Origin of the sequence: Gordonia metallireducens (genome assembly GCF_021245825.1) — a bacterium.
GTDB lineage: Bacteria > Actinomycetota > Actinomycetes > Mycobacteriales > Mycobacteriaceae > Gordonia > Gordonia namibiensis.
The window spans coordinates 76,137-96,152 of sequence record NZ_JAJQJP010000031.1; the positions used below are offsets into that span (position 1 = coordinate 76,137).

The window sequence follows — 20,016 nt, forward strand, 5'->3', positions numbered from 1 at the left end:
TTGTCGGTGGCGACTCGTATGTTGTTGTCATGGCTTTCGAGTTCGGCACCATCGACCCCGCGGGGGAGCACCCCGACGCGGGTGTCGACGTCGCTGGGTTCGATGTGTTCGGGCCACTGGCCGGACTGTCTCCCGAGGCGTTGATCAGCACGGCCATGTATTCGGCGACGATGAACGCGGCCAACACCTGCCGCATGCTGATGGCCGCCAGCCTGTTGCATGAGCAACGGGAAGAGGACTATCTGCTGCGGCGCAGCGAATCTCATTCGGGTCAAACAGGGTCGATCGACGAACTGATCGCGATGACCGCCGAGGTGGCGGCGGGTCGTGACCCGTACGAAGAGTTCGGTCCCAACGGGTTCGAACAGGCCGCCGCCGAGTTCGGTGCTGCGATGAACATGACTCCGGCCGAAGCGCGCGCGGCGATCCGTGCCGGTGACGCGATGCGGTATCGGTTGCCGTTGACCGGCACCGCGCTCGCGTGCGGGCGCATCGACCTCGACCGGTTCCAGATCGCGGAGAAGCGCACCGATTTCGTCGACGACGCCACGATGCCGGCTGTGGACGCGGCGCTGGCCGAGGTGATCCTGGCCCGTGACCCGATGTCGACGGCTCGGTTCACCGCGCTCGTCGACAAGGTCGTCCACACACATGCTCCGGAAGCGGTGAAGCGCCGGAACGAGCATGCCGCGCGTGATCGTGGGGTGACGCTTCGTCCGGACCGGCATCAGTCCGGCCGATCTCGGATCACCGGGCACTTGCCGCACACCGATGCCGCCGCCCTCAACGCGCAACTGTCGGCGATGGCCACCGGTGTGCACACCCGTGACCCGCGCACGATGGCCCAACGCCGTGCCGATGCGCTGGTCGCGCTCGCCCACGGCAAACGAGCCCTGGAGTGCCGGTGTCGGGACTGTGCACCCGAACCTCTCGCGCATGACCTCGACACCGATGCGGCAGTCGACACCGATGCGGCAGTCGACACCGATGCGGCAGTCGACACCGACGCGACAACCGACACCACCACCGGTGACATGCCGGTGGCCGGGGCCGCCGATGAATCCCGCAGCGGCCCAGCGGTCGTCGAACCTGACGTGTCTGACGCTGCTGCAACCGAATCCGAGACCACCGGCGCAGCGACCGAGCCGGCCGAGGAATGCACCTGCGACTGCTCCACGTGCCGTGCTCCGCGCCCGACTTATCACATCGTCGCGAACCAGACGACCCTGCAGGGTCTTGACAACGACCCCGGCATGCTCGACGGCCATGGCCTCATCGACGCCGGCACCATGCGCCGACTGTGCGGCGACGCCATCCACACCTTCATCACGACAGGCGTCCGCTCCGAACCCTCCGGAGCCGACGCCCGAGCAGCGGCGTCAGCCAGCACGTACGTGCCGAGCAAGAAGTTGCAGGCGCTGGTCCGCGCCGGTGAGTTGTGCTGCACCTTTCCCGGCTGCAACCAGCCGGTGTGGACCGTCGACCTCGACCACACGCACCCGTTCGATCACACCAACCCCGCCCGCGGCGGGAAGACCTTTCAGGGCAACCTGAAACCGTTGTGCCGCTTCCACCACCGCATCAAAACCTTCGGAGCGTGGCGGGATTCGCAAGACGAGTACATGTCGATCTGGTTCGAAGCGCCCACCGGCCATGTGTACCTGGGGAATCCGTACACCGGACGGGACCTGTTCGCGTCGTTGATAACCCAGCCACCGGACCATCCGGCCCGGAAGCGACTCGGCGACGAGCGAGCCGCCCGCACCGACACCCACCGTCAACGACAAGACGACTGGGACCGACAGAACCCGCCGCCGTTCTGACACAACCGGCGAGTGGGTGGGTGAGGCTCGCTTCGATACGCCTCGTCGCACGCTCCTCGGCTACTCAACGAGCAGTGGGTAGGTGGGCTCAGCCCTCAGCCCTTCGGGTACCCGTTGGTGTCCGCCGGGGCGGCGTCGCCGTTGCCGTTGCCGCCGGAACCCTTGGGGCCGCGGGTGAGCCGCTTGGGCAGGCGCTCGGCGAGTCCGCCGAGGGGAGCCACCGTCTGGTTCAGCAGGTCCACTGTCTCGGCGAGCTCGTGCACCGTGTCCTGCATGGCGATCAGGTTCGGTGCGAGCTGACCGATCACCTCGGTCAGCTCGGTGATGCGGTCCAGCGGTCCGCCCGGTGCGATGGCGCGTTCGACGGCGCCGCCTTCGCCGACCAGTTGATCGAGGAGGCCGGCTTCCGCGGCGAAGCGGTCCAGGATGCCGCCGGGAACGGTGACCTTCTCCAGCATGCCGTCGGGTGCGGTCAGTTTGTCGACGATGCCGCCCTCGGAGGTCAGGCGTTCGAGGATGCCTTCGTTCTCGGTGAACTGATCAACGACCCCGCCCGGTCGGGTGAGGCGGTCGAGAGGTCCGTCCTTGGCGGTCAGACGCATCAGGATCCCGCGTTCGTCGGCCATCTGGTCGAGGAGTCCGCCCTTGGCGGTGAGCTTCTCCAGCGGACCGTCGGGTGCGGTCAGCCGGTCCACGACCCCGCCCGGGTTGAGGAGGCGTTCCATCGGCCCGCCCGCGGCCAGGATGCGTCCGAACGGTCGGTCCGGACCCAGCAACTCGGACAGTTGGTTGAGGAGTTCGAGGGGGGTACGCGCCGCGCCGAGCTCGTCCTCGACCCCGAACGCCCTGGTGATCTCGTGCTGAACGCTGCCCGCGGTGATGCGGGCGATCGTCACCGCGGACTCAGCTGCGGCGAGGACCACGCCGGTCACGGTGAACCCCAGCCGGAGCGGCATCTGGACGAGCGCACGAGTCGGGTCGGCCCCGGAAGGCGCGCTTCGGTCGGGAAGAGACTCCATGGTTCCAGACACTAGGCCACCGGCTTCTGATGGTGGGTCAAGGTCGGGTGATTCGTGGTCAAGTGACCAACGTCGAGACGCTTACTCCTTCGCGGCCTTCGCTGCCGCCTTGGCCGCCTTCTTGAAGTCGCGGACCTTCTGCAGCGAGTCGGGATCGACGACGTCGGCGACCGAGCGGTATCCCTGTTTGCTGTAGTCGCCGGCGACCTTGGTCCAGCCGGACGGCTTCACGTCGAGCTGCTTGGCGACGAGGGCGACGAAGATCTTCGCCTTCTGCTCACCGAACCCGGGCAGGTCGCGAAGACGCTTCATCAGGTCGGCGCCGCTGCTCGCCTCCGTCCAGATGCGGGAGGCGTCCCCGCCGTACTCCTCGGCGACGACCTTCGCGAGCGCTTGCACGCGCCCGGCCATCGACCGGCCGTAACGGTGGATGGCCGGGGGAGTGGAGCACAGGTCGGCGAAGGCCTCGGGGTCGGCGTCGGCGATCTCGACCGGGTCCATCGTGCCGAAGCGGTCGCGGATCTTGGCCGGTCCGGCGAAGGCACGTTCCATCGGGAACTGCTGATCCAGCAACATCCCGACGAGCAGGGCGAACGAATCGGTCGAGAGCAGTTCGTCGGCCGCGGGTTCCTGGGCGATCTGGATCTTCGGCATGGAATCGATTCTGGCAGACGCGGTGCGCGCGCCGCTCTAGACTGCCCCCATGATCAGCGGGGAGAGCATGACGGGGCGAGCAGGATCACGCGGCGCGTTCCGGACGGGGGTCGGAGTGGTCGTCGCGGCGGTGGTGGCAACGCTCATCGGCGTGGTCGGGCCGGGGAGTGCGAACGCGATCCCCGACTACACCGAACCGAATTACGTGACGACCCTGAACTGCACCTCGGCGAACCCGTGGCCGGCGGGGCCGGTGAAGATCCGCGTCGACGTGTTCAACGACATCCGGTTCCCGGCCGACGGCCTACCCGGGCCCGCGATCGCGCTCATCGGCACCGATCGTGCGAAACCCGTTGCGTTGGAATACACCTACGACGTCACGGTGTCGTGGCGAAACCTGCGGACCGGACGCACCGGCACCGTGTTCGTGCCGGGGCGCGGATTCACCGTCAAGTGGCAGGTCGACATCCATCCCGGTCGTGGGCCGGTTGCCTTCACGATCAAGCAGAAGCTCGGCGCCCTGGCATTCGTCCCGATGGTCAACCCGCAGTACTCGTCGTGCAGCGGGCGGGCGACTGCCTGACCGCGACGATCAGCGTCGACGCAGGCGTTCGGTGAGTCCGCCGACGAGCAGGTACTGCGCGGCGAAGTAGCTGGCGAGCACCCACGCCTCGCCCGCCATCCGGATGCGCGGGTCGGTGACGAGATGGCGGCGGTTGATGATCGCCAGATCCGACAGCAGGAACGTCAGTCCGCCGATCCGCAACCGCGGCTGCGGATCGGACATGGCGCTCGCGGTCGCCGACATCGTCGCCAGGGTGTTGCCGTAGGTGCCCAGGACGGGCAGCAGCGCCGGCCGGTGGCGGGCCAGCACCGCGGCCGACTCGGCGAGCACCCCGACGCGGGGGAGTAGCTGCTTCGCCGACGGGCGGGCACCCGCACGCCACATCGTCGCGATGTAGCTCAACTGGGCACCGGCGAACAACGACGCACCGAGACGCAGATAGCGATCCTTGGCGGCTGGCTCGGTCTCGAACTCCTCGAGCAGCATCAACCGGTCGCCGGCCATCGAGAACGCCAGTGCACCCGCCAACCCGGCGTTGTCGAGGGCGTCGCGCTCGGGCGCCCCGGCGACCGCCTGTGCCACCAGCAGCAGCATCGGCAGCGGCTTGGTGAGGCCCGCCGCCCGCCGGTGCCCGAGAGCGCCGGTGACGGTCGCCGCCGCCGTCGTCGCCGCGTAGGCGAGGTCGAAGGCACGTTGCCCGGACAGGCGACGTTCGGGAAGGCGGCGACCCATCACCGACTCACTTCAGGACTTTGGCGATGAAGGCGCGGATGTCGTTGTCGGACAACTTCGCCGACTGCGCAGCGTCGAGGGTGAGGTAGGTCCGTGCCTGCACCTTGCGGTCGGCACGCGCCTCGTTGAGGTACTTCAGCGACAGCGGCACGACGACCGACGTGTCCTGGAGCGACTGGGTCATGATCACCGGCTTGACGAAGCCACGGCTCGGCAGGTCGGTGGCCTCGGTGAGCAGATTCGTCAGCTCCGTGTTGCCCGACACCGGCTTGGCGAACAGGGAGCCGATGGCGAGGCCGTCGACGTTCTTACGGAACTCGGTGATGCATTCGTTGGCGGCCTTGGCCATCCACTTCTTGCCGGTGTCGGTGAGCAGCGAGTCGACGTCGAGCTTCGGGTTCACGTTGCGGATCGCGCTGAGCGTATACAGCGCGTCGGCGGCGAGACCGGACGGGATGCTCGCCGACGACGGTCCGAGATTGGCGAGGAGCGCGCCGAACTCGGCCGGGATCGACGTCGCCGCCGCACCCTTGAAGTCCAGCGAGTTGCGCGCCTGCAGCTTCGGCGCCAGGCGGGCCAGCGTGATCGCCGCCGCGGCACCCTGACCCTCGCCGACGACCGCCCACGAACGGGACAGGTTGTCGGTGACGTCGCGTGCGGCGCTGACCGCGTCGACGATGTTGCGGGCGGTGGCCTCGAGGTCGTAGTACTGCGGGGTTCCCGGCGTGCCGACGCCCGCGTAGTCGGTGGAGACGACGGCGTAACCGCGGCCGAGCCACCGGCTCAGTTCGGTGGTGTCGTCCTTGGTCGGACGCTCCGACGGAGCGCACTTGTCGGCGATGCCGCGCGAGCCGTGCGCCCAGGCGACGACCGGCCAGCCGCCGGCGGGTGCCCGGCCGGACGGGACCATCAGCACGCCCGACGACAGATGTGCCTTGCCGTCGGCGCCGGTGCTCCAGTAGGTGAAGTCGTTGCCGGAGGCGGACCCGGCCACCATGCGGCCTCGGGGCAGGTCACGGTTGGCGTAGACGGCACCCGGCGCCTGGCCGGGGCCACGGGCGTCGATCGTGCCCGCGTTGTCGTCGGCGGGTGCCCCCGTGTCCTCATCAGTGGCGTCGGTGGTGGCGCCGGGCGAGGGGGTGCTGGTCGACGGGGTGGTCGTGGTCGGTTCCGCGGCGGCCTCGGCCGCGAGGCCGAACGAGGTCAGGCCCATGGTGAGGGCTGCGGCGACCGCGACCGTGCGGGCGATGGAGGCACTCCGACGGGTTGAAGAGATGCCGTGCGTATTCATGTGTCGTCTATTCGTTCGGTGTGACGGGGGTGGGAAGGTCAACGGCGAGAGGAGGTCTCGCCGTTGGCCGGGGATCAGGCGTCGACGATGCCGACGGCCGGGAGGAACCAGCAGTTCTGGGAGCCGTTCTGCGCGGTGCCGAAGACGGCGGACAGGATGGTGCCCTTGCCGGTCTTCACCGGGGCGAGACGCACGCCCGAGAGCAGGGGCAGGGCGGTGAGGGTGGCGCCGTTCTTGAGCGGCTCGAGGTCGGCGAAGCCGCCCTGCAGCGTGCTGGTGTTGAACCACGCGACCTGCATTTTGCCGCCCTTGCCGGCGTTCGTGGAGGCCGGCACGAACGCGTAGGCGGTCTCGCCGTTCTCCACCACGTTCATCTTGTCGGGGATGCCGGCGATCGGCAGCATGTCGAGGAGCGGCTTGAGCTCGGCGATCGGATCGGTCTTCAGCGGCCACGGGCCCGCGACCGCTCCGGCGCCCGCGGTGACCAGACCGAGCGGGTTGTCCGGGGTGGGGGTCGTGCAGAAGGGGGCGACGGACGGGGTCAGCGTCTGGATGCCCAGGCTCTTCAGCAGCGCCAGCGGATCGGTGGAGGCCACCGGCTGAGGCGTGGCCGCAGCGGGAGCGGCGGCCGGCTGGGGCTGCGACGCGTCGAAGGGCAGCGCACCGGCGCGTCCGACGACGTCCTGCACCGACAGCTGCCCGGAGCTGCCCATGACCGCCTGAGCGGCCTTGAGGGCCATCTGGTCGACGCCCGCGGACTTCAGCAGACGGACCGCGCCGGCCAATTCGGCGTCGAACGGGATCGAATATGCGCTCAGCATGTTCGGCGGGAGAAGGGGGAGCGAGGGCGCGGCCGAGGCCGGGGCGGTGGAGGTGACCGCTGCTGCGGCCATCGCCACGCCCACCAGGCCCACGCCGCAGCGCCGGATTCCGCGCCGACCGATCAGGGGACGTGTGAACCGAGACGTGATGGACATGGCACTCCTTCAAACAGCCGAACACCCCGCCACGTGTGGCGGGTGTGACAGATGGGACTTGAGTTAAAAGAGACCATGTGTGAGACGAGTGCGGCAAGTCGCGAGTCCGACCTGTGACATGCGCGCGATCGGCAAGATACCGACATCCCCGACGACCTGGTGTTTTGCTCCCGCGTGATCTGAGACGGGCGCCACAGCCGCTTCGCCGGGTTGCGCGTCGTCAAGTGTCGTGACCATGGGGATCGGCATGAAAACAACGACACCCCGGCGACGTGCCGGGGTGTCGTGGGACGGAGTCGAAAGGTCAGATGACGGCGAGGCCGATCACCGGGACGATCGTGCAGGACACGACCTGCTCCTTGGTCTTGGTGGTCACGTTTCCGTGGATCGCGGAGATGACGCGGCCCTTGCCGGTCCGGGCGATGCCGGTGAAGGTGCCGGGACCGTCCTTGACGTTGATCTTCGGGTTCCGCTTCAGCGTGGTGGTTCCGGTGCGTCCGGTGTCGACGTTGAGCCAGCTCACGATCAGCGGATTGGCCTTGTTGTCGATGGCGGGGCCGGTGCCCAGTGCGGTGTAGACATAGCCGCCCTCGCCGCGCTTGGGGCCGGGCGCCGGTGCTTCCTGCGGGCCTGCGGTGACCAGGGCGCGGCCGAGCGAACCGCCGCCGGGGATGCAGCCGAGACCGAAGGTCGGGTACAGGAATTCCTGGATCTTCGGCGCCTTCGGGCCCTTCGGGATCTCCGGATCGCCGGGCTTGGCCTCGGCGGCCAGCTGGCGGGCCGCGGCCTTGCGTCCGGGCTCGCCGAGGAAGTCGGCGACCGACCGCCAGACCTTGGAGACCTCGGCAGGCATTCCCGGCGTGTTGGCGAACGCCTCGGCCTGCTGGAGGAGCTGGGCGTTGACCTTGCCGTCGGGGCCGGGGGTGGCCACCGAGCCGATGATCGCCGGGGCAAACGCACCGAGCGAGTCCAGCACGCGCTGGTCGACCTTGGGAGCGGGCGCGGCGCCGGCGACGGCCGGAAGTGCGAGGCCGGCTGCGGCGACGAGGGCCGAGGCGCTGAGGAACAGGCGGTTGCGCCGGGTCCGGTGCGGGCGAGAGGTGGTCGAACGCAACCTCGACGGCCGTGTGAAACGCACTGGTGGTGTCCTATCGGTCGTGGCGCTGCGTCGGCTGGAAGAGCAAGCCTCGTGCGCCTCGTGGTCGTGTGGATCCTGGTCGTGTGAATCGCCCGGGGCTTGAGGGCGTTCGTCGATCTTCCCACCCCGGACGTCGCGGGTCATTCTAAGCCCCTCGATGTCTTCTGTGTCCAGGCAGTCCGGCCGGTTGCAGCTGTGACGTATGTGGTTATTGATGCAATTGTTACACGAGTGATTCTCGTGGGCACTGAATCGTGCGTCTCGTCGCCACCTGGTTGGATATGGGGTGAACAGACAGCCAGTCGCGAGGAGTCGGATGTGAGCCACCTGCCGGGCGTGGACGAACTGCAGGCCGAGAGTGCCGGGCGTCGTCGAGGATGGTCGGGAATCGTCTCCCGGGCCGTCGCGCTCACTGTCGGCCTGGGGATGGTTTTCACGACCGCGGTGGCCTGTGCCGACGAGTCGACGACGGGCGGCCAGGTCACCCTGTTGACCCATGAGTCCTTCGAGCTGCCCGAGTCGGTCATCGACGGGTTCCGCCGGCAGACCGGGCTCACCCTCAAGATCGTGCGCTCCGGCGATGCCGGTCAGCTGGCGTCGACCGTGTCGCTGACCCCCGGCGCGCCCAAGGGCGATGCGGTCTACGGCATCGACAACACCTTCGCGTCCCGGCCGATCGAAGCGGGAGCCCTGGAGTCCTATGAGTCTCCGCTCGCCGCCGACGGGGCCGACGAGTACGCGGTCCCCGGTGCGGCCGACAAGCTGACCGCAGTCGACCGCGGCGACGTCTGCCTCAACATCGACGACGCCTGGTACGAATCGCGCTCGCTGACCCCGCCGGCGAGCTTCCGCGACCTGGCGAAGCCGGAGTACGCGTCGCAGACCGTGCTGACCGACCCCGCGACCTCCTCACCGGGTACGGCCTTCGTGCTGACGACGGTCGGCGCCCTCGGCGACGGCTGGCAGGACTACTGGAAGCAGGTCGTCGGCGGTGGCGCGACCATCGTGTCCGGCTGGGAGGTCGCCTACAACCAGTTGTTCAGCGCCGGAGAAGGGAAGGGTGACAAGCCGATCGTGCTGTCGTACGCGTCCTCACCCGCCGCGACCCCCGACACCAGCGCCCTCCTCGACAGCTGTTTCCCGCAGGTCGAGTACATCGGCGTCCTCAAGGGCACCCGCAACTCGACCGGTGCACGCAAGCTTGTCGACTACATGTTGAGCCCGGAGGTGCAGTCCGCTCTGCCGGAGTCGATGTACGTGTACCCGGTGCAGCGCGACGTCGAACTGCCCGAGGGGTGGCCGGCCCGCGCGGAGGTGCCGGCGTGGATGTCCGCGCTGCCGCCGGCCACGATCGCGGAGAACCGCGAGAGCTGGCTCGACCAGTGGCGTGACGCTGTCGGCAGGTGACCGTCCGGTGAGCCGGGCCGGGGCGCGGCCCGCGGGACGGACGGCGACGGTCGCCGGTCGGGTGGCGCTGCGTCTGATCCCGGCTCTGTTCATCGCTGTTCTCTTCGCGTGGCCGGTGCTCGCGCTCGTCCGCCGCGGGGTGAACCTGGCCGCGGCGTCGGGGGAGCGACTCGGTGAACTCCTCACCCGGACGGACGCACTCACGCTCCTGGGGGTCACCCTCGGGCAGGCGGCGGCGTCGACCCTGCTGGCGCTCCTCGTGGCCGCGCCGATCGCCTGGCTGTACGCCCATGTCGGCGGACGGGCCTCGGTCCTCCTCGCCGTCGTGGTGACGGTGCCGTTCGTGTTACCGACGGTGGTCGTCGGCGTCGCCTTCCGGTCGCTGCTGACCGGCCCACTGTCCTTCCTGCACATCCAATCCGGTCTCGGTGCGGTGCTGGCCGCGCACGTGTTCATCAACGTCGCCGTCGTCGTCCGCGTGGTCGGCGCGGCATGGCGGAACCTCGACCCCCGGTTGCTCGAGGCGGCGCGCACCCTGGGCGCCGGGCGGCTGCGTGCGACGCTGACGGTGGTGATCCCTCGACTGCTGCCCGCCATCGCCGGTGCCGCCGCACTGATCTTCTTGTTCTGTTCCACCAGCTTCGGCGTCGTGATCATCCTCGGTGCGGGGGAGTTGCGCACCCTCGAGACCGAGATATACACCCAGGCAATCGGCTACTTCCGTATCCCCGAGGCGGTGGTGCTGTCGATGGTGCAGATCGTCGTCGTGTTCGCGGCGCTGATGCTCACCCGCGTGTTCGCCGACCCCGCCGGGACGGGTTCGGCCCGTGGCGGTGTCGAACGGCGTCGGCGTGATGCGGCATTCGTGCACGGGCGGTTCGTGCGCCCGGCGATGTGGCTGGTGAGCGTGTGGACGGTGGTGCTGCTCGTCGGGCCGGTCGTTGTTCTGATCGCGCGGTCGGTGCGGCCGACGGTCGGCGGGGAATGGACGCTCGCCGGGTATCGCGCCCTGGCCGAACCGGTCAACGGGGTCACGCCGCTGGAGAGTCTCGAGTACTCGCTGGTGTCGGCGGCGTTCGCGACCGTCATCGCGCTGGTGGTGGGCGTGCTCGCCGCCGTCGCGCTCCATCGCTCCCGCGGGGTGGTCGGCGCGATCGCCTCGGCCATCTCCCTGGTTCCGCTCGGGATCAGTGCTGTCACATTGGGATTCGGATACCTGATCGTGCTGGCGTCGATGCCCTATGCCATCGCGGCGTCGCCGGCGATCATCCCGTGCGTGCAGGCGCTGATCGCCATCCCGATGGTCATCCGCATCATGCTCCCCGCGCTGGAATCGGTACCGGTCCGGCTGCGGCAGGCCGCCGCGACGCTGGGCGCCCGGCCCGCCCGCGTGTTCGCGACCGTCGACCTGCCGATCGTCGGCCGTTCGATGGGTGCGGCCGCCGGTTTCGCCTTCGTGATGGCGCTCGGCGAGTTCGGGGCCAGTAGCTTCCTGGCCCGTGCCGACACGACGACCCTGCCGGTGCTGATCGGTTCTGCGCTCAACCGGCCGGGCGCCGCCAACCTCGCGACCGCGATGGCCGCGTCCGTGGTGCTGGTCGCCGCGACGACCCTCGCCGTGCTGGTGGTCGAGGCGTTCCGTCCCCGATCGGAGGTGCCGCTGCTGTGAACGGAGAAGGCCCCGCGACGAGGTCCCATGCCCTCCTCGAGATCTCCGACCTCGCCGTCGCCTACGGCGGGCACACCGTGATCGACGGATTGTCCTGGCAGGTCGGGGGATCGGGGTCGCTGGTGACCGCCGTCCTCGGGCCGTCAGGGTGCGGAAAGTCGACGCTGCTCCGCGCCGTCGCCGGGCTGGAGCAGCCGACCCGCGGGGTCGTGCGCTTCGACGGTCAGGACCTCGCCGGGGTGGAGGTACACCGACGCGACTTCGGGGTGGTCTTCCAGGACGGACAGCTTTTCGGCGGACGCAGCGTGGCGTCGAACATCGGCTACGGACTGCGGATGCGGCGCTGGTCGCGTCGCCGGATCGCCGATCGCGTGACCGAGCTGCTCGACGTCGTCGGTCTCCCCGGCTTCGAGAAGCGTTCCGTCGACACCCTTTCCGGAGGGCAGGCGCAACGAGTCGCACTGGCGCGTGCCCTCGCTCCGCATCCGCGGCTGCTCCTGCTCGACGAACCCCTGGCCGCACTCGACCGGCGTCTGAGAGACGAACTGGCGGTGGAGATCTCGGAGATCGTGCGCGCGGCGGGCGTGCCGACCGTCGTCGTCACCCACGATCACGCCGAGGCCGCGACCATGGCCGACGAGATCGCGGTGATGCGCGACGGCGCGATGGTGCAGGTCGCCACGCCCTCCCACCTGTGGCGGCGCCCGGTGGACGAGTGGACGGCGCAGTTCCTCGGCGTCACCACCGTCGTCGACGCGCAGTTGCGCGCCGGGATCGCCGACACCGTGCTCGGCGAGATCGTCCTCGACCTGCCCGACGGTTCGCGTCGGCTCGGCCTCCGCCCGGAGTCGGTGGAGGTCATGGGTCCGGCAGGGGCAGACGATACGGGCACGGGTACCGCGACGGTCGTGCTCGTCGCCGAACTCCCGGCCGGCCCACGCGTCCGGATCGAGACCGCGGTCGGCGAGATCGACGCCGTGGCAGATGAATCCGTCGCCATCGGCGACCGGGTACGCATCCTGTTGGTTCCCGAGCGGGTCGCGGTCATCGGATGACGACGGCCGCCCGATGACGGGCACCGCGCGAGAAGACGTCCTGCTCCCGCCGGGGCTGATGGTGCTCGGCGCGACGTCGATGTATCTCGGTGCGGCGGTCGCCGTTGGCCTCTTCGACGACGTCGCCCCGTCGGCGGTGGCGTGGTTGCGCATCGCCGGAGCCGCACTGGTGCTGCTGATCTGGGTGCGGCCACCGCGGTCGGCGTGGCAGTGGTCGCGCCTGCGGTTGGCCGGATGCTTCGGCCTGATCACCGCGGGGATGAACATCAGCTTCTACGAGGCACTGGCACATCTGCCGATGGGTACGACGGTGGCGCTGGAGTTCCTCGGCCCGATCACGGTGGCGGCCTTGGGTTCCCGCACCCGGCGCGACATCGCGGCACTCGTCCTCGCCGGGCTCGGCGTCGTCCTCATCGCCGACGTCCGGTGGTCGGGCACCGGTGTGGGGGTGCTGCTCGCGCTGGCCGCCGCCACGTGCTGGGCCGGCTACATCGTGCTGGGAAAGCGGGTCGCGGCGCGCGGTGCGGGAGTCGAGGACCTCGCCACGGGTTTCGTCATCGCCGCCCTCGTCACCTCGCCGCTGGCGTGGTGGGTGGCCGCAGCGGTACGCGAGGGGGTCTCGCCGGCCGCACTGATCGGCCAGGGGCTGGTGCTGGGCGTGGCGTCGACCGCGATCCCGTACGCCCTCGATCAGGTCGTGCTGCGCCGCGTCGGCCGCGCGCGGTTCGCGATCCTGCTCGCGCTGCTCCCGGTGACGGCCGCGGTGATCGGGCTGATCGTGCTCGGGCAGGTTCCCCGGCCGCTGGAGGCCGTCGGGATCGCGGCGGTCGCGCTGGCGGTGGCGGTGCGGTCGGTCGATGAGGACGAGATCCCGCCGAGCTGAACGCTCAGGCGGCGCGCGCCTTCTTCAGCGCCTTGTTGAGTTCTTTCTTGCTCATGTCCGAGGTGTCGAGTTTGCGCATCCGGTGGATCACCACGGGACACCGCACGCACCGTTTGGTGCTCTTGCAGCACTTCTTCTTGGGCTTCAGAGAGCCCACCTTGGCTGCGTCGACCTTGCCCATGCGGCGAGGTTAGCAGACCCTAATAACGGGTGTTCGGGCGCCTGTGATCGCAGTCTCACCGCATAAACAGATACTCTGTAGCGTTGAATCCCTAGGTGATCCGCACTTGTCGCCGGTCAGAGCTGTTCGGCCGCGAGCGTCGGAGATGTTCGGCTCGCGCCGAGTGCCGGCCGCCGAGGCGGTCCCCATCAACACGAAAGAGAGCCTGTGAGCGCTGCCCCCACCTTCCGTAACGTCGCGATCGTCGCGCACGTCGATCACGGAAAGACCACCCTCGTCGACGCCATGTTGCGCCAGTCCGGCGTCTTCGCAGAGCGCGCCGAGGTCGTCGACCGGGTGATGGACTCCGGAGACCTCGAACGTGAGAAGGGCATCACCATTCTCGCCAAGAACACCGCGGTGCACCGGCGTCAGCCGGACGGCACCGAGGTGGTCATCAACGTCATCGACACCCCCGGCCACGCCGACTTCGGTGGTGAGGTCGAGCGCGGCCTGTCGATGGTCGACGGCGTCGTCCTGCTCGTGGACGCCTCCGAGGGCCCCCTGCCGCAGACCCGCTTCGTGCTGCGCAAGGCGCTCGCCGCCGAGCTGCCGGTGATCGTGGTCGTCAACAAGACCGACCGTCCCGACGCCCGCATCCAGGAAGTCGTCGACGAGACGCAGGACCTCCTGCTCGACCTCGCGTCGGACCTGGACGAGGAGGCCGCCAAGGCTGCCGAGCTCGTCCTCGAACTCCCGGTGCTCTACGCATCCGGCCGCGCCGGCGTGTGCTCCACCGAGCAGCCCGCCGACGGTCAGGTCCCGGACGCCGAGAACCTCGACGCCTTCTTCGACGTCCTGCTCGAGCACGTCCCGGCGCCCAAGGGCGATCCGGAGGCCCCGCTGCAGGCCCACGTCACCAACCTCGACGCCTCGGCCTTCCTCGGTCGACTGGCGCTCGTGCGTATCCACAACGGCACCCTCCGCAAGGGGCAGCAGGTGTCCTGGTGCCGCGAGGTCGACGGTGAGCCCGTCGTCGAGCGCGCCAAGATCACCGAGCTGCTCGCCACCGTCGGCGTCGACCGCGCCCCGGCCGAGTCCGCATCGGCCGGTGACATCGTGGCTGTCGCCGGTATGCCGGAGATCATGATCGGCGACACCCTCGCCGACCTCGAGAACCCGCAGCCGCTGCCGCGTATCACCGTCGACGAGCCGGCGATCTCGGTCACCATCGGCACCAACTCCTCGCCGCTGGCCGGTCGCGTGTCCGGTCACAAGTTGACCGCCCGCATGGTCAAGCAGCGCCTGGACACCGAACTGATCGGCAACGTGTCGCTGCGCGTGCTCGACATCGGCCGTCCGGACGCCTGGGAGGTCCAGGGACGTGGCGAGCTGGCCCTGGCCATCCTCGTCGAGCAGATGCGCCGTGAGGGCTTCGAGCTGACCGTCGGCAAGCCGCAGGTGGTCACCCGCAAGGTCGACGGCAAGGTGCAGGAGCCCTACGAGCACCTCACCATCGACGTCCCCGAGGAGTACCTCGGTGCGGTCACCCAGCTGCTGGCCGCCCGCAAGGGCCGCATGGAGCAGATGAACAACCACGGCACCGGCTGGGTTCGTATGGAGTTCATCGTGCCCTCGCGCGGTCTGATCGGTTTCCGTACCGACTTCCTCACCGAGACCCGCGGTACCGGCATCGCCAACGCCGTCTTCCAGGGTTACGACGGCTGGGCCGGCGAGATCCGCGCCCGCCACACCGGCTCGCTCGTGAGCGACCGTTCCGGCACCGTCACCCCGTTCGCGATGATCCAGCTCGCCGACCGCGGAACCTTCTTCGTCAACCCGGGCGACGACAGCTACGAGGGCCATGTCGTGGGCATCAACCCGCGCCAGGAGGACCTCGACATCAACGTCACCCGCGAGAAGAAGCTGACCAACATGCGTCAGTCCTCGGCCGACGTGATGGAGACGCTGGCCAAGCCGATGCAGCTCGATCTCGAGGGCGCCATGGAGTTCTGTGCCGCCGACGAGTGTGTCGAGGTCACCCCCGAGGTCGTCCGAGTGCGTAAGGTTCACCTCGATTCGTCGACGCGTGCCCGTGAGCGCTCGCGGGCCAAGTCCCGGGACGCTGCGGTCAGCTGACCGCCGAGCCGGTCTCCCGCGCGAGCGGGGGACCGGCACTCGTCTGATCGACCGAGAAGCATCGTCATGGGGGTATCCGAGGTGAAACGCGCGAGGCCACAGGGTCGCGACGCCACGAACCGGGCCCGGAGCCGTGTGCTCGGGTTGCTCTCGTGCGGCGCCGCCCTGCTCATCGCCCTGACGGCGTGCACGGCGGATCCGCCACCGCCCGTCCGGGACACCGGTCCGCCGCCGACACCGACCGAGTACCCCGTCGAGAAGACGGTCTTCGTGGCCACCGACTCGGTCGGCAACGGGTTCAACCCGCACATCGCGGCCGATCAGAACCCGGTCACCACCGCGGTCGCCGCGATGACGCTGCCGAGCGCCTTCTCGCCCGTGCAGACACCCGCCGGACCCGTCTGGGAGCTCCAGCGTCACTTCGTCACCTCCGCCGAGGTCACATCGCGGCAGCCGTTCACGGTCACCTACCGGATCCACACCGACGCCCAGTGGTCCGACGGTCTTCCGGTCACCGGCGACGACTTCAGCTACCTGTGGCAGCAGATGTCACGTCAGCCCAACGTGGTGGCCCCGGCCGGCTACCGCCTCATCGACTCCGTGCAGTCCCGCGAAGGCGGCAAGCTGGTCGAGGTGCGGTTCGAGCGGCCGTATCCGGCCTGGCGTGAGCTGTTCACCGGTCTGCTGCCGAGTCACGTCCTCAAGGGCGCCCCGGCCGGCTTCCAGACCGGCATGGACACGGGCAAACCGGTGTCGGCCGGCCCGTACGCGATCGTCGGGATCGACAAGACCCGTGACGAGGTGCGGCTGGCCCGCAACGACCGCTACTGGGTGACGCCGCCGCGACTGGACCAGGTCGTGCTCCGCCGCGCAGGCAGCAACGCCCAGATGCTCGACTCGGTCCGCTCCGGCGACTCCGAGATCGTCGCCCTCGGCGCCTCACCGGCAACCGCCGCCGAACTGGCGGCCCTGCCCGGCTTGGAGACCGAACGCAGCCTCACCTCGCGGTCGTTGGGGATCAGCGTCAACGCCCGCACCGACGCGATGAGCTCGGTCGAGGTGCGTCGCGCGATCCTCGGTCTCGTCGACCCGCGGCTGACCACGTTCGCCGGTGCGGGGGACTGGATCGTCGAGCCGTACGCGAACACCGTCTTCGCGCCGTCCGACCCCGGCTACACGCCCGTCTCGCGGCCGCGTCCCGATCGTGCCGCGGTCGACGCACTCCTCGCCGACGCCGGATACCGCCGGGCGGACCCGGAGACGGCCGGAGAGACCTCTCCGGTCCCCGAACCGTCCACGGGCGCACCGGCCTCGGGAACGCCCTCTGCGTCGGGCTCGTCCACGCCGTCGACCCCGGCGGCGACGCCGACCCCCGGTGCGGTGGAGGTCGCGAAGCTGCCCGAGGGTGTCCTGCCGTTCCAGAAGGAGGGCCAGGATCTTCTCGTGCGCGTGGGCGCCGTCGCCGGTGACCCGCGCTCCACGTCGGCCGCGTCGAGTGTCGTCGACCAGCTCCGCGGCGCCGGAATCCGTGCGCAGGTGGTGACGATGCCGAACAGCGAGCTGTACGGCTCGGCGCTGACCCAGAAGCGCGTCGACCTCGTGGTCGGCTGGACCGGACTCGGTGTGCCGCCCGCCGCGTCGCTGGCGTCGCAGGTCGACTGCAACCAGCCCAAGCCGAGCACCGAGCCGTCGCCCGCCACGCCGCCGACGCCGACCAGCATCGCGCCGAGCGGTGGGGATGTCGGCGACAGCTACGCCAGCAACATCTCCGGTCTCTGCGATCCCACACTGATCGAACTCGCGCGCGACGCGATGTCCGAGGAGGACCCGATCTCGACGCTCAACGAGGCGGAGCCGCTGCTGGCCGCGCAGGCTATCTACATGCCGCTGTACCAGGATTCGATGGTCGTCGGTGTCACGCCCGAGGTGCGCGACGTGCCGCTCACCGGTCCGATCCAGGAGTCGATCTTCGGGACCGCGGTCAATTGGGAACTCTCGTGACCGACGCTTCTTCCACCGCAGACCGGCGGCTGCTGCTCGTCCACGCCCATCCCGACGACGAGACGATCATGACCGGCGGGACCATCGCCCGCTACCTCGCCGAAGGCGTCGACGTGCGCGTCGTGACCTTCACCCTCGGTGAGGAGGGCGAGGTCATCGGTGACGAGTACGCACAGCTCGTCGCCGACGGCGGCGCCGACCAACTCGGCGGGTACCGCATCGCCGAGCTGACCCGAGCCCTCGCGGCACTGAGCCCGGCGGACGGGCCGACCCTGACGCCGCGCTTTCTCGGTGGGGCCGGCCGCTGGCGCGATTCCGGGATGGCCGGCGCACCGTCGGCGAATCACCCGCGCGCTCTCGTGCAGGCACCGTTCGACGAGCCGGTCGGCGTGCTGCTCGATCTGCTCCGCGACTTCGCCCCGCAGGTCGTCGTCAGCTACGACGCGTCGGGCACGTACGGCCACCCCGACCACAAACTCGTCCATGAGGTCACCGCAGCCGCGGTTGCGCGTGCCCGGGAGGCCGGGGCGGGACCGGCGAAGCTGTACGAGTCGGTCACCGAGCGCAGCGCCCTGGAGAACGGGCTGGCGGCCGCACGGGCCGTGCCCGACGGGTGGCGCATGCCGCATCCGGGCGAACTCCCGAGCTACCCCGACGATCAGATCACCACCGAGATCGACGTGCGGGAGTACTACCCGAACAAGGTCGCCGGACTCGCCGCGCACGCCACGCAGGTGACCGTCGCGCCCTCGGGGACCGAGTACGCGCTGTCGAACAACATCCTGCAGCCGATCGTCGACCACGAGCACTTCATCCTCACCGATCACGATCCGCGTCCGGCTCTCGACGGCAACCGGGAGACGGACCTCTTCACCGGGATCGGATAGCGCGATGCCCGCGCTCGATCCGCACGTCCGTGACCGACTCCTCCTGGCGCTGCTGACCCTCGACGGTTTCGTGGTGGGCCTGCTCAGCGTGGCGTTCGCCTACCAGCGGTTCGGCGGGGTGGCGTTGCCCGTCGCGGCCCTGATCGGCGGTCTTCTCAATGCGGTGCTGCTGTGGCTGGCGGCCGGGTACACCTCGTCGCCGCTGCGCTATGCGCCGCTCGGCGCCTGGGGGCTCGTCGTCGTCATCGCCGGCGGGTTCCCGGGACCGGGTGGCGACGTCATCCTGAGCACGTCGGGAAACTACCTGGTCCAGACCCTTCTCCTCCTCGCGTTGGGCGTCGGCCCGGCGGCCTTGCTCGGCTGGACCCACCGGCTCCCCGAGGCCGACGACTGACTTTCCCTGCCGCCGTTCCCTCGGGACGAAGGGCGATACCGAACGAGCGTTAGAGTGTGGTCATGGTTCTGCGCGCGTGGGCCGAAGACATCACGGCCCCGATCGAGCGCGTCACAGCGGCCCTGAGCCGTCTCCGTGACGACCCGACAGCCCTCGGCCCCGATGCCCTCGACGACGAGGGCTGGGTCGCGCTGCTGGGCGCCTCCGGTACCGGCCTGGAAGAACTGTGCGAACTCGCCGACACCGTCCGGGCCCGGGTCACCGACCCCGGCACCCTGACCTTCGTCGTCAACCGCAATCTGGACACCGGGGTCGCCGCCCGCCTCATCTCGGATGCACGTCGTGCCGGCGAACCCGCGCTCGCCGATCTGGTCGGGGAGGCCGTGGAACTCGGCGCCACCGAGATCTGCATGCAGGGGCCGTTGCCCGCCGACCGGCCGGCCACCGACTACGTCCGTCTCGTCGAAGAGATCACCGGTGCGGCAGACGGTCTGCACCTCCACGCGTATCGCGCCGCGGAGATCGCCGACGGCGCGAGCCGGACCGGGGTGCCGATCGCCGAACATCTCGGTCGCCTGCGCGCCGCGGGCCTCGGTTCGATCCCCGGAACCGCCGCCCAGATCCTCGACGACACCGTCCGCGGATACCTGTCGCCGACGGGCTCGGCACCCGCCCGCGACTGGATCGAGGTCATCGAGGCCGCGCACGGCGCCGGCCTCTTCTCGACGGCCACCATCGTCTACGGGCATGTCGAGACCCCGCAGCAGCAGGTCGCGCATCTGCGCACGCTGCTCGGGATCCAGCGCCGCACGGGCGGATTCACCGAGCTGATCCTCATGCCGATGGTCGCCACCAACACGCCGCCACACCTGACCGCCGCCGCGACGTCGACCGCCTCGCAGCGGGAGACCCGCGCGCTGCACGCCGTCGCCCGGCTGATGTCCGTCGGTCTCATCGACCACGTCCAGGTGGCCTGGACCAAGCTGGACCCCGACACCGTGGATCTGCTGTTGCGCGGCGGCGCCGACGACATCGGCGGCCTGCTGCTCGACGGCCGGCTCATGCCGGATGCCGGTCCGGAGGTGGGCCGCGTCCTCGACGTCGACACCCTCGTCGCCATCGCCGAACGCGCCGGTCGCGCACCGCGTCAGCGCACCACCCGCTACGCCGAGCCCGAAGCCGATCGGCTGATCCCGATCCCGCAGGTACGTTCGTGACGGTG

The 20,016-nt window shown here is 69.7% G+C and carries 18 protein-coding genes; 11 read left to right on the forward strand and 7 right to left on the reverse strand.

Annotated elements, in window-relative coordinates; all coding sequences use genetic code 11:
• Positions 1-29: 29 nt before the first annotated feature.
• On the forward strand, positions 30-1,823 hold the full coding sequence (locus tag LQD00_RS12905; protein ID WP_232717608.1) for an HNH endonuclease signature motif containing protein: 1,794 nt from the start codon (positions 30-32) through the stop codon (positions 1,821-1,823).
• A 95-nt stretch (positions 1,824-1,918) separates the two neighbouring features.
• On the opposite strand, the gene LQD00_RS12910 is transcribed toward LQD00_RS12905, so the two are convergent.
• Positions 1,919-2,842: a hypothetical protein gene (locus LQD00_RS12910; RefSeq protein WP_232717609.1), complete on the reverse strand. Its 924-nt coding sequence runs from the start codon at positions 2,840-2,842 to the stop codon at positions 1,919-1,921.
• 81 nt (positions 2,843-2,923) lie between these two features.
• Positions 2,924-3,496 carry an HhH-GPD-type base excision DNA repair protein gene (locus LQD00_RS12915; RefSeq protein WP_006865599.1) on the reverse strand — a complete coding sequence of 191 codons (573 nt, stop codon included), beginning with the start codon at positions 3,494-3,496 and terminating at the stop codon, positions 2,924-2,926.
• A gap of 130 nt (positions 3,497-3,626) precedes the next feature.
• Between LQD00_RS12915 and LQD00_RS12920 the strand changes: the two genes are divergently transcribed.
• Positions 3,627-4,079, forward strand: coding sequence for a hypothetical protein (locus LQD00_RS12920; RefSeq protein WP_232717649.1), 453 nt, complete (start codon positions 3,627-3,629; stop codon positions 4,077-4,079).
• A 9-nt stretch (positions 4,080-4,088) separates the two neighbouring features.
• Here LQD00_RS12920 and LQD00_RS12925 read toward each other — a convergent pair whose 3' ends face one another.
• The 4 genes from LQD00_RS12925 to LQD00_RS12940 all read right to left on the reverse strand — a co-directional run bounded on the left by LQD00_RS12925 (position 4,089) and on the right by LQD00_RS12940 (position 8,199).
• Entirely contained in the window at positions 4,089-4,793 is a 705-nt protein-coding gene (locus LQD00_RS12925) for a lysoplasmalogenase (RefSeq protein ID WP_232717610.1), read from the reverse strand.
• A 7-nt stretch (positions 4,794-4,800) separates the two neighbouring features.
• Positions 4,801-6,084: an alpha/beta hydrolase family protein gene (locus LQD00_RS12930; RefSeq protein WP_232717611.1), complete on the reverse strand. Its 1,284-nt coding sequence runs from the start codon at positions 6,082-6,084 to the stop codon at positions 4,801-4,803.
• Positions 6,085-6,158: 74 nt separating this feature from the next.
• A complete protein-coding gene (locus LQD00_RS12935) occupies positions 6,159-7,061 on the reverse strand; it encodes a hypothetical protein (protein WP_232717612.1) in 903 nt (300 codons plus the stop codon).
• A 304-nt stretch (positions 7,062-7,365) separates the two neighbouring features.
• A complete protein-coding gene (locus LQD00_RS12940; RefSeq protein WP_232717613.1) occupies positions 7,366-8,199 on the reverse strand; it encodes an Rv1157c family protein in 834 nt (277 codons plus the stop codon).
• Between the two features lie 318 nt (positions 8,200-8,517).
• On the opposite strand from LQD00_RS12940, the gene LQD00_RS12945 reads away from it, so the two are divergent.
• The 4 genes from LQD00_RS12945 to LQD00_RS12960 are packed head-to-tail and all read left to right on the forward strand — an operon-like array spanning position 8,518 to position 13,213.
• Positions 8,518-9,606: a thiamine ABC transporter substrate-binding protein gene (locus LQD00_RS12945; RefSeq protein WP_232717614.1), complete on the forward strand. Its 1,089-nt coding sequence runs from the start codon at positions 8,518-8,520 to the stop codon at positions 9,604-9,606.
• A gap of 7 nt (positions 9,607-9,613) precedes the next feature.
• Positions 9,614-11,275, forward strand: a complete 1,662-nt coding sequence (locus tag LQD00_RS12950) for an ABC transporter permease (RefSeq protein WP_232717615.1) — start codon at positions 9,614-9,616, stop codon at positions 11,273-11,275.
• Positions 11,272-12,330: an ABC transporter ATP-binding protein gene (locus tag LQD00_RS12955; protein WP_232717616.1), complete on the forward strand. Its 1,059-nt coding sequence runs from the start codon at positions 11,272-11,274 to the stop codon at positions 12,328-12,330. The genes LQD00_RS12950 and LQD00_RS12955 overlap by 4 nt, the downstream gene beginning before the upstream one ends.
• A gap of 13 nt (positions 12,331-12,343) precedes the next feature.
• Positions 12,344-13,213 (forward strand): EamA family transporter, encoded by an 870-nt coding sequence (locus tag LQD00_RS12960; protein WP_119032858.1) that lies wholly within the window; start codon positions 12,344-12,346, stop codon positions 13,211-13,213.
• Positions 13,214-13,217: 4 nt separating this feature from the next.
• On the opposite strand, the gene LQD00_RS12965 is transcribed toward LQD00_RS12960, so the two are convergent.
• Positions 13,218-13,394 carry a hypothetical protein gene (locus LQD00_RS12965; RefSeq protein WP_162904497.1) on the reverse strand — a complete coding sequence of 59 codons (177 nt, stop codon included), beginning with the start codon at positions 13,392-13,394 and terminating at the stop codon, positions 13,218-13,220.
• 207 nt (positions 13,395-13,601) lie between these two features.
• On the opposite strand from LQD00_RS12965, the gene typA reads away from it, so the two are divergent.
• From typA to LQD00_RS12990, 5 genes are all read left to right on the forward strand, one after another.
• On the forward strand, positions 13,602-15,512 hold the full coding sequence (gene typA, locus LQD00_RS12970; protein ID WP_119032857.1) for a translational GTPase TypA: 1,911 nt from the start codon (positions 13,602-13,604) through the stop codon (positions 15,510-15,512).
• Positions 15,513-15,578: 66 nt separating this feature from the next.
• Positions 15,579-17,513: an ABC transporter family substrate-binding protein gene (locus LQD00_RS12975; RefSeq protein WP_119032856.1), complete on the forward strand. Its 1,935-nt coding sequence runs from the start codon at positions 15,579-15,581 to the stop codon at positions 17,511-17,513.
• Entirely contained in the window at positions 17,510-18,400 is an 891-nt protein-coding gene (gene mshB / locus LQD00_RS12980; protein WP_232717617.1) for an N-acetyl-1-D-myo-inositol-2-amino-2-deoxy-alpha-D-glucopyranoside deacetylase, read from the forward strand. Before LQD00_RS12975 ends, mshB begins: the two co-directional genes overlap by 4 nt.
• 4 nt (positions 18,401-18,404) lie before the next feature.
• Positions 18,405-18,794: a facilitated glucose transporter gene (locus tag LQD00_RS12985; protein WP_119032854.1), complete on the forward strand. Its 390-nt coding sequence runs from the start codon at positions 18,405-18,407 to the stop codon at positions 18,792-18,794.
• A gap of 62 nt (positions 18,795-18,856) precedes the next feature.
• Positions 18,857-20,011, forward strand: coding sequence for an FO synthase (locus tag LQD00_RS12990; RefSeq protein WP_232717618.1), 1,155 nt, complete (start codon positions 18,857-18,859; stop codon positions 20,009-20,011).
• The last annotated feature ends 5 nt before the right edge of the window (positions 20,012-20,016 follow it).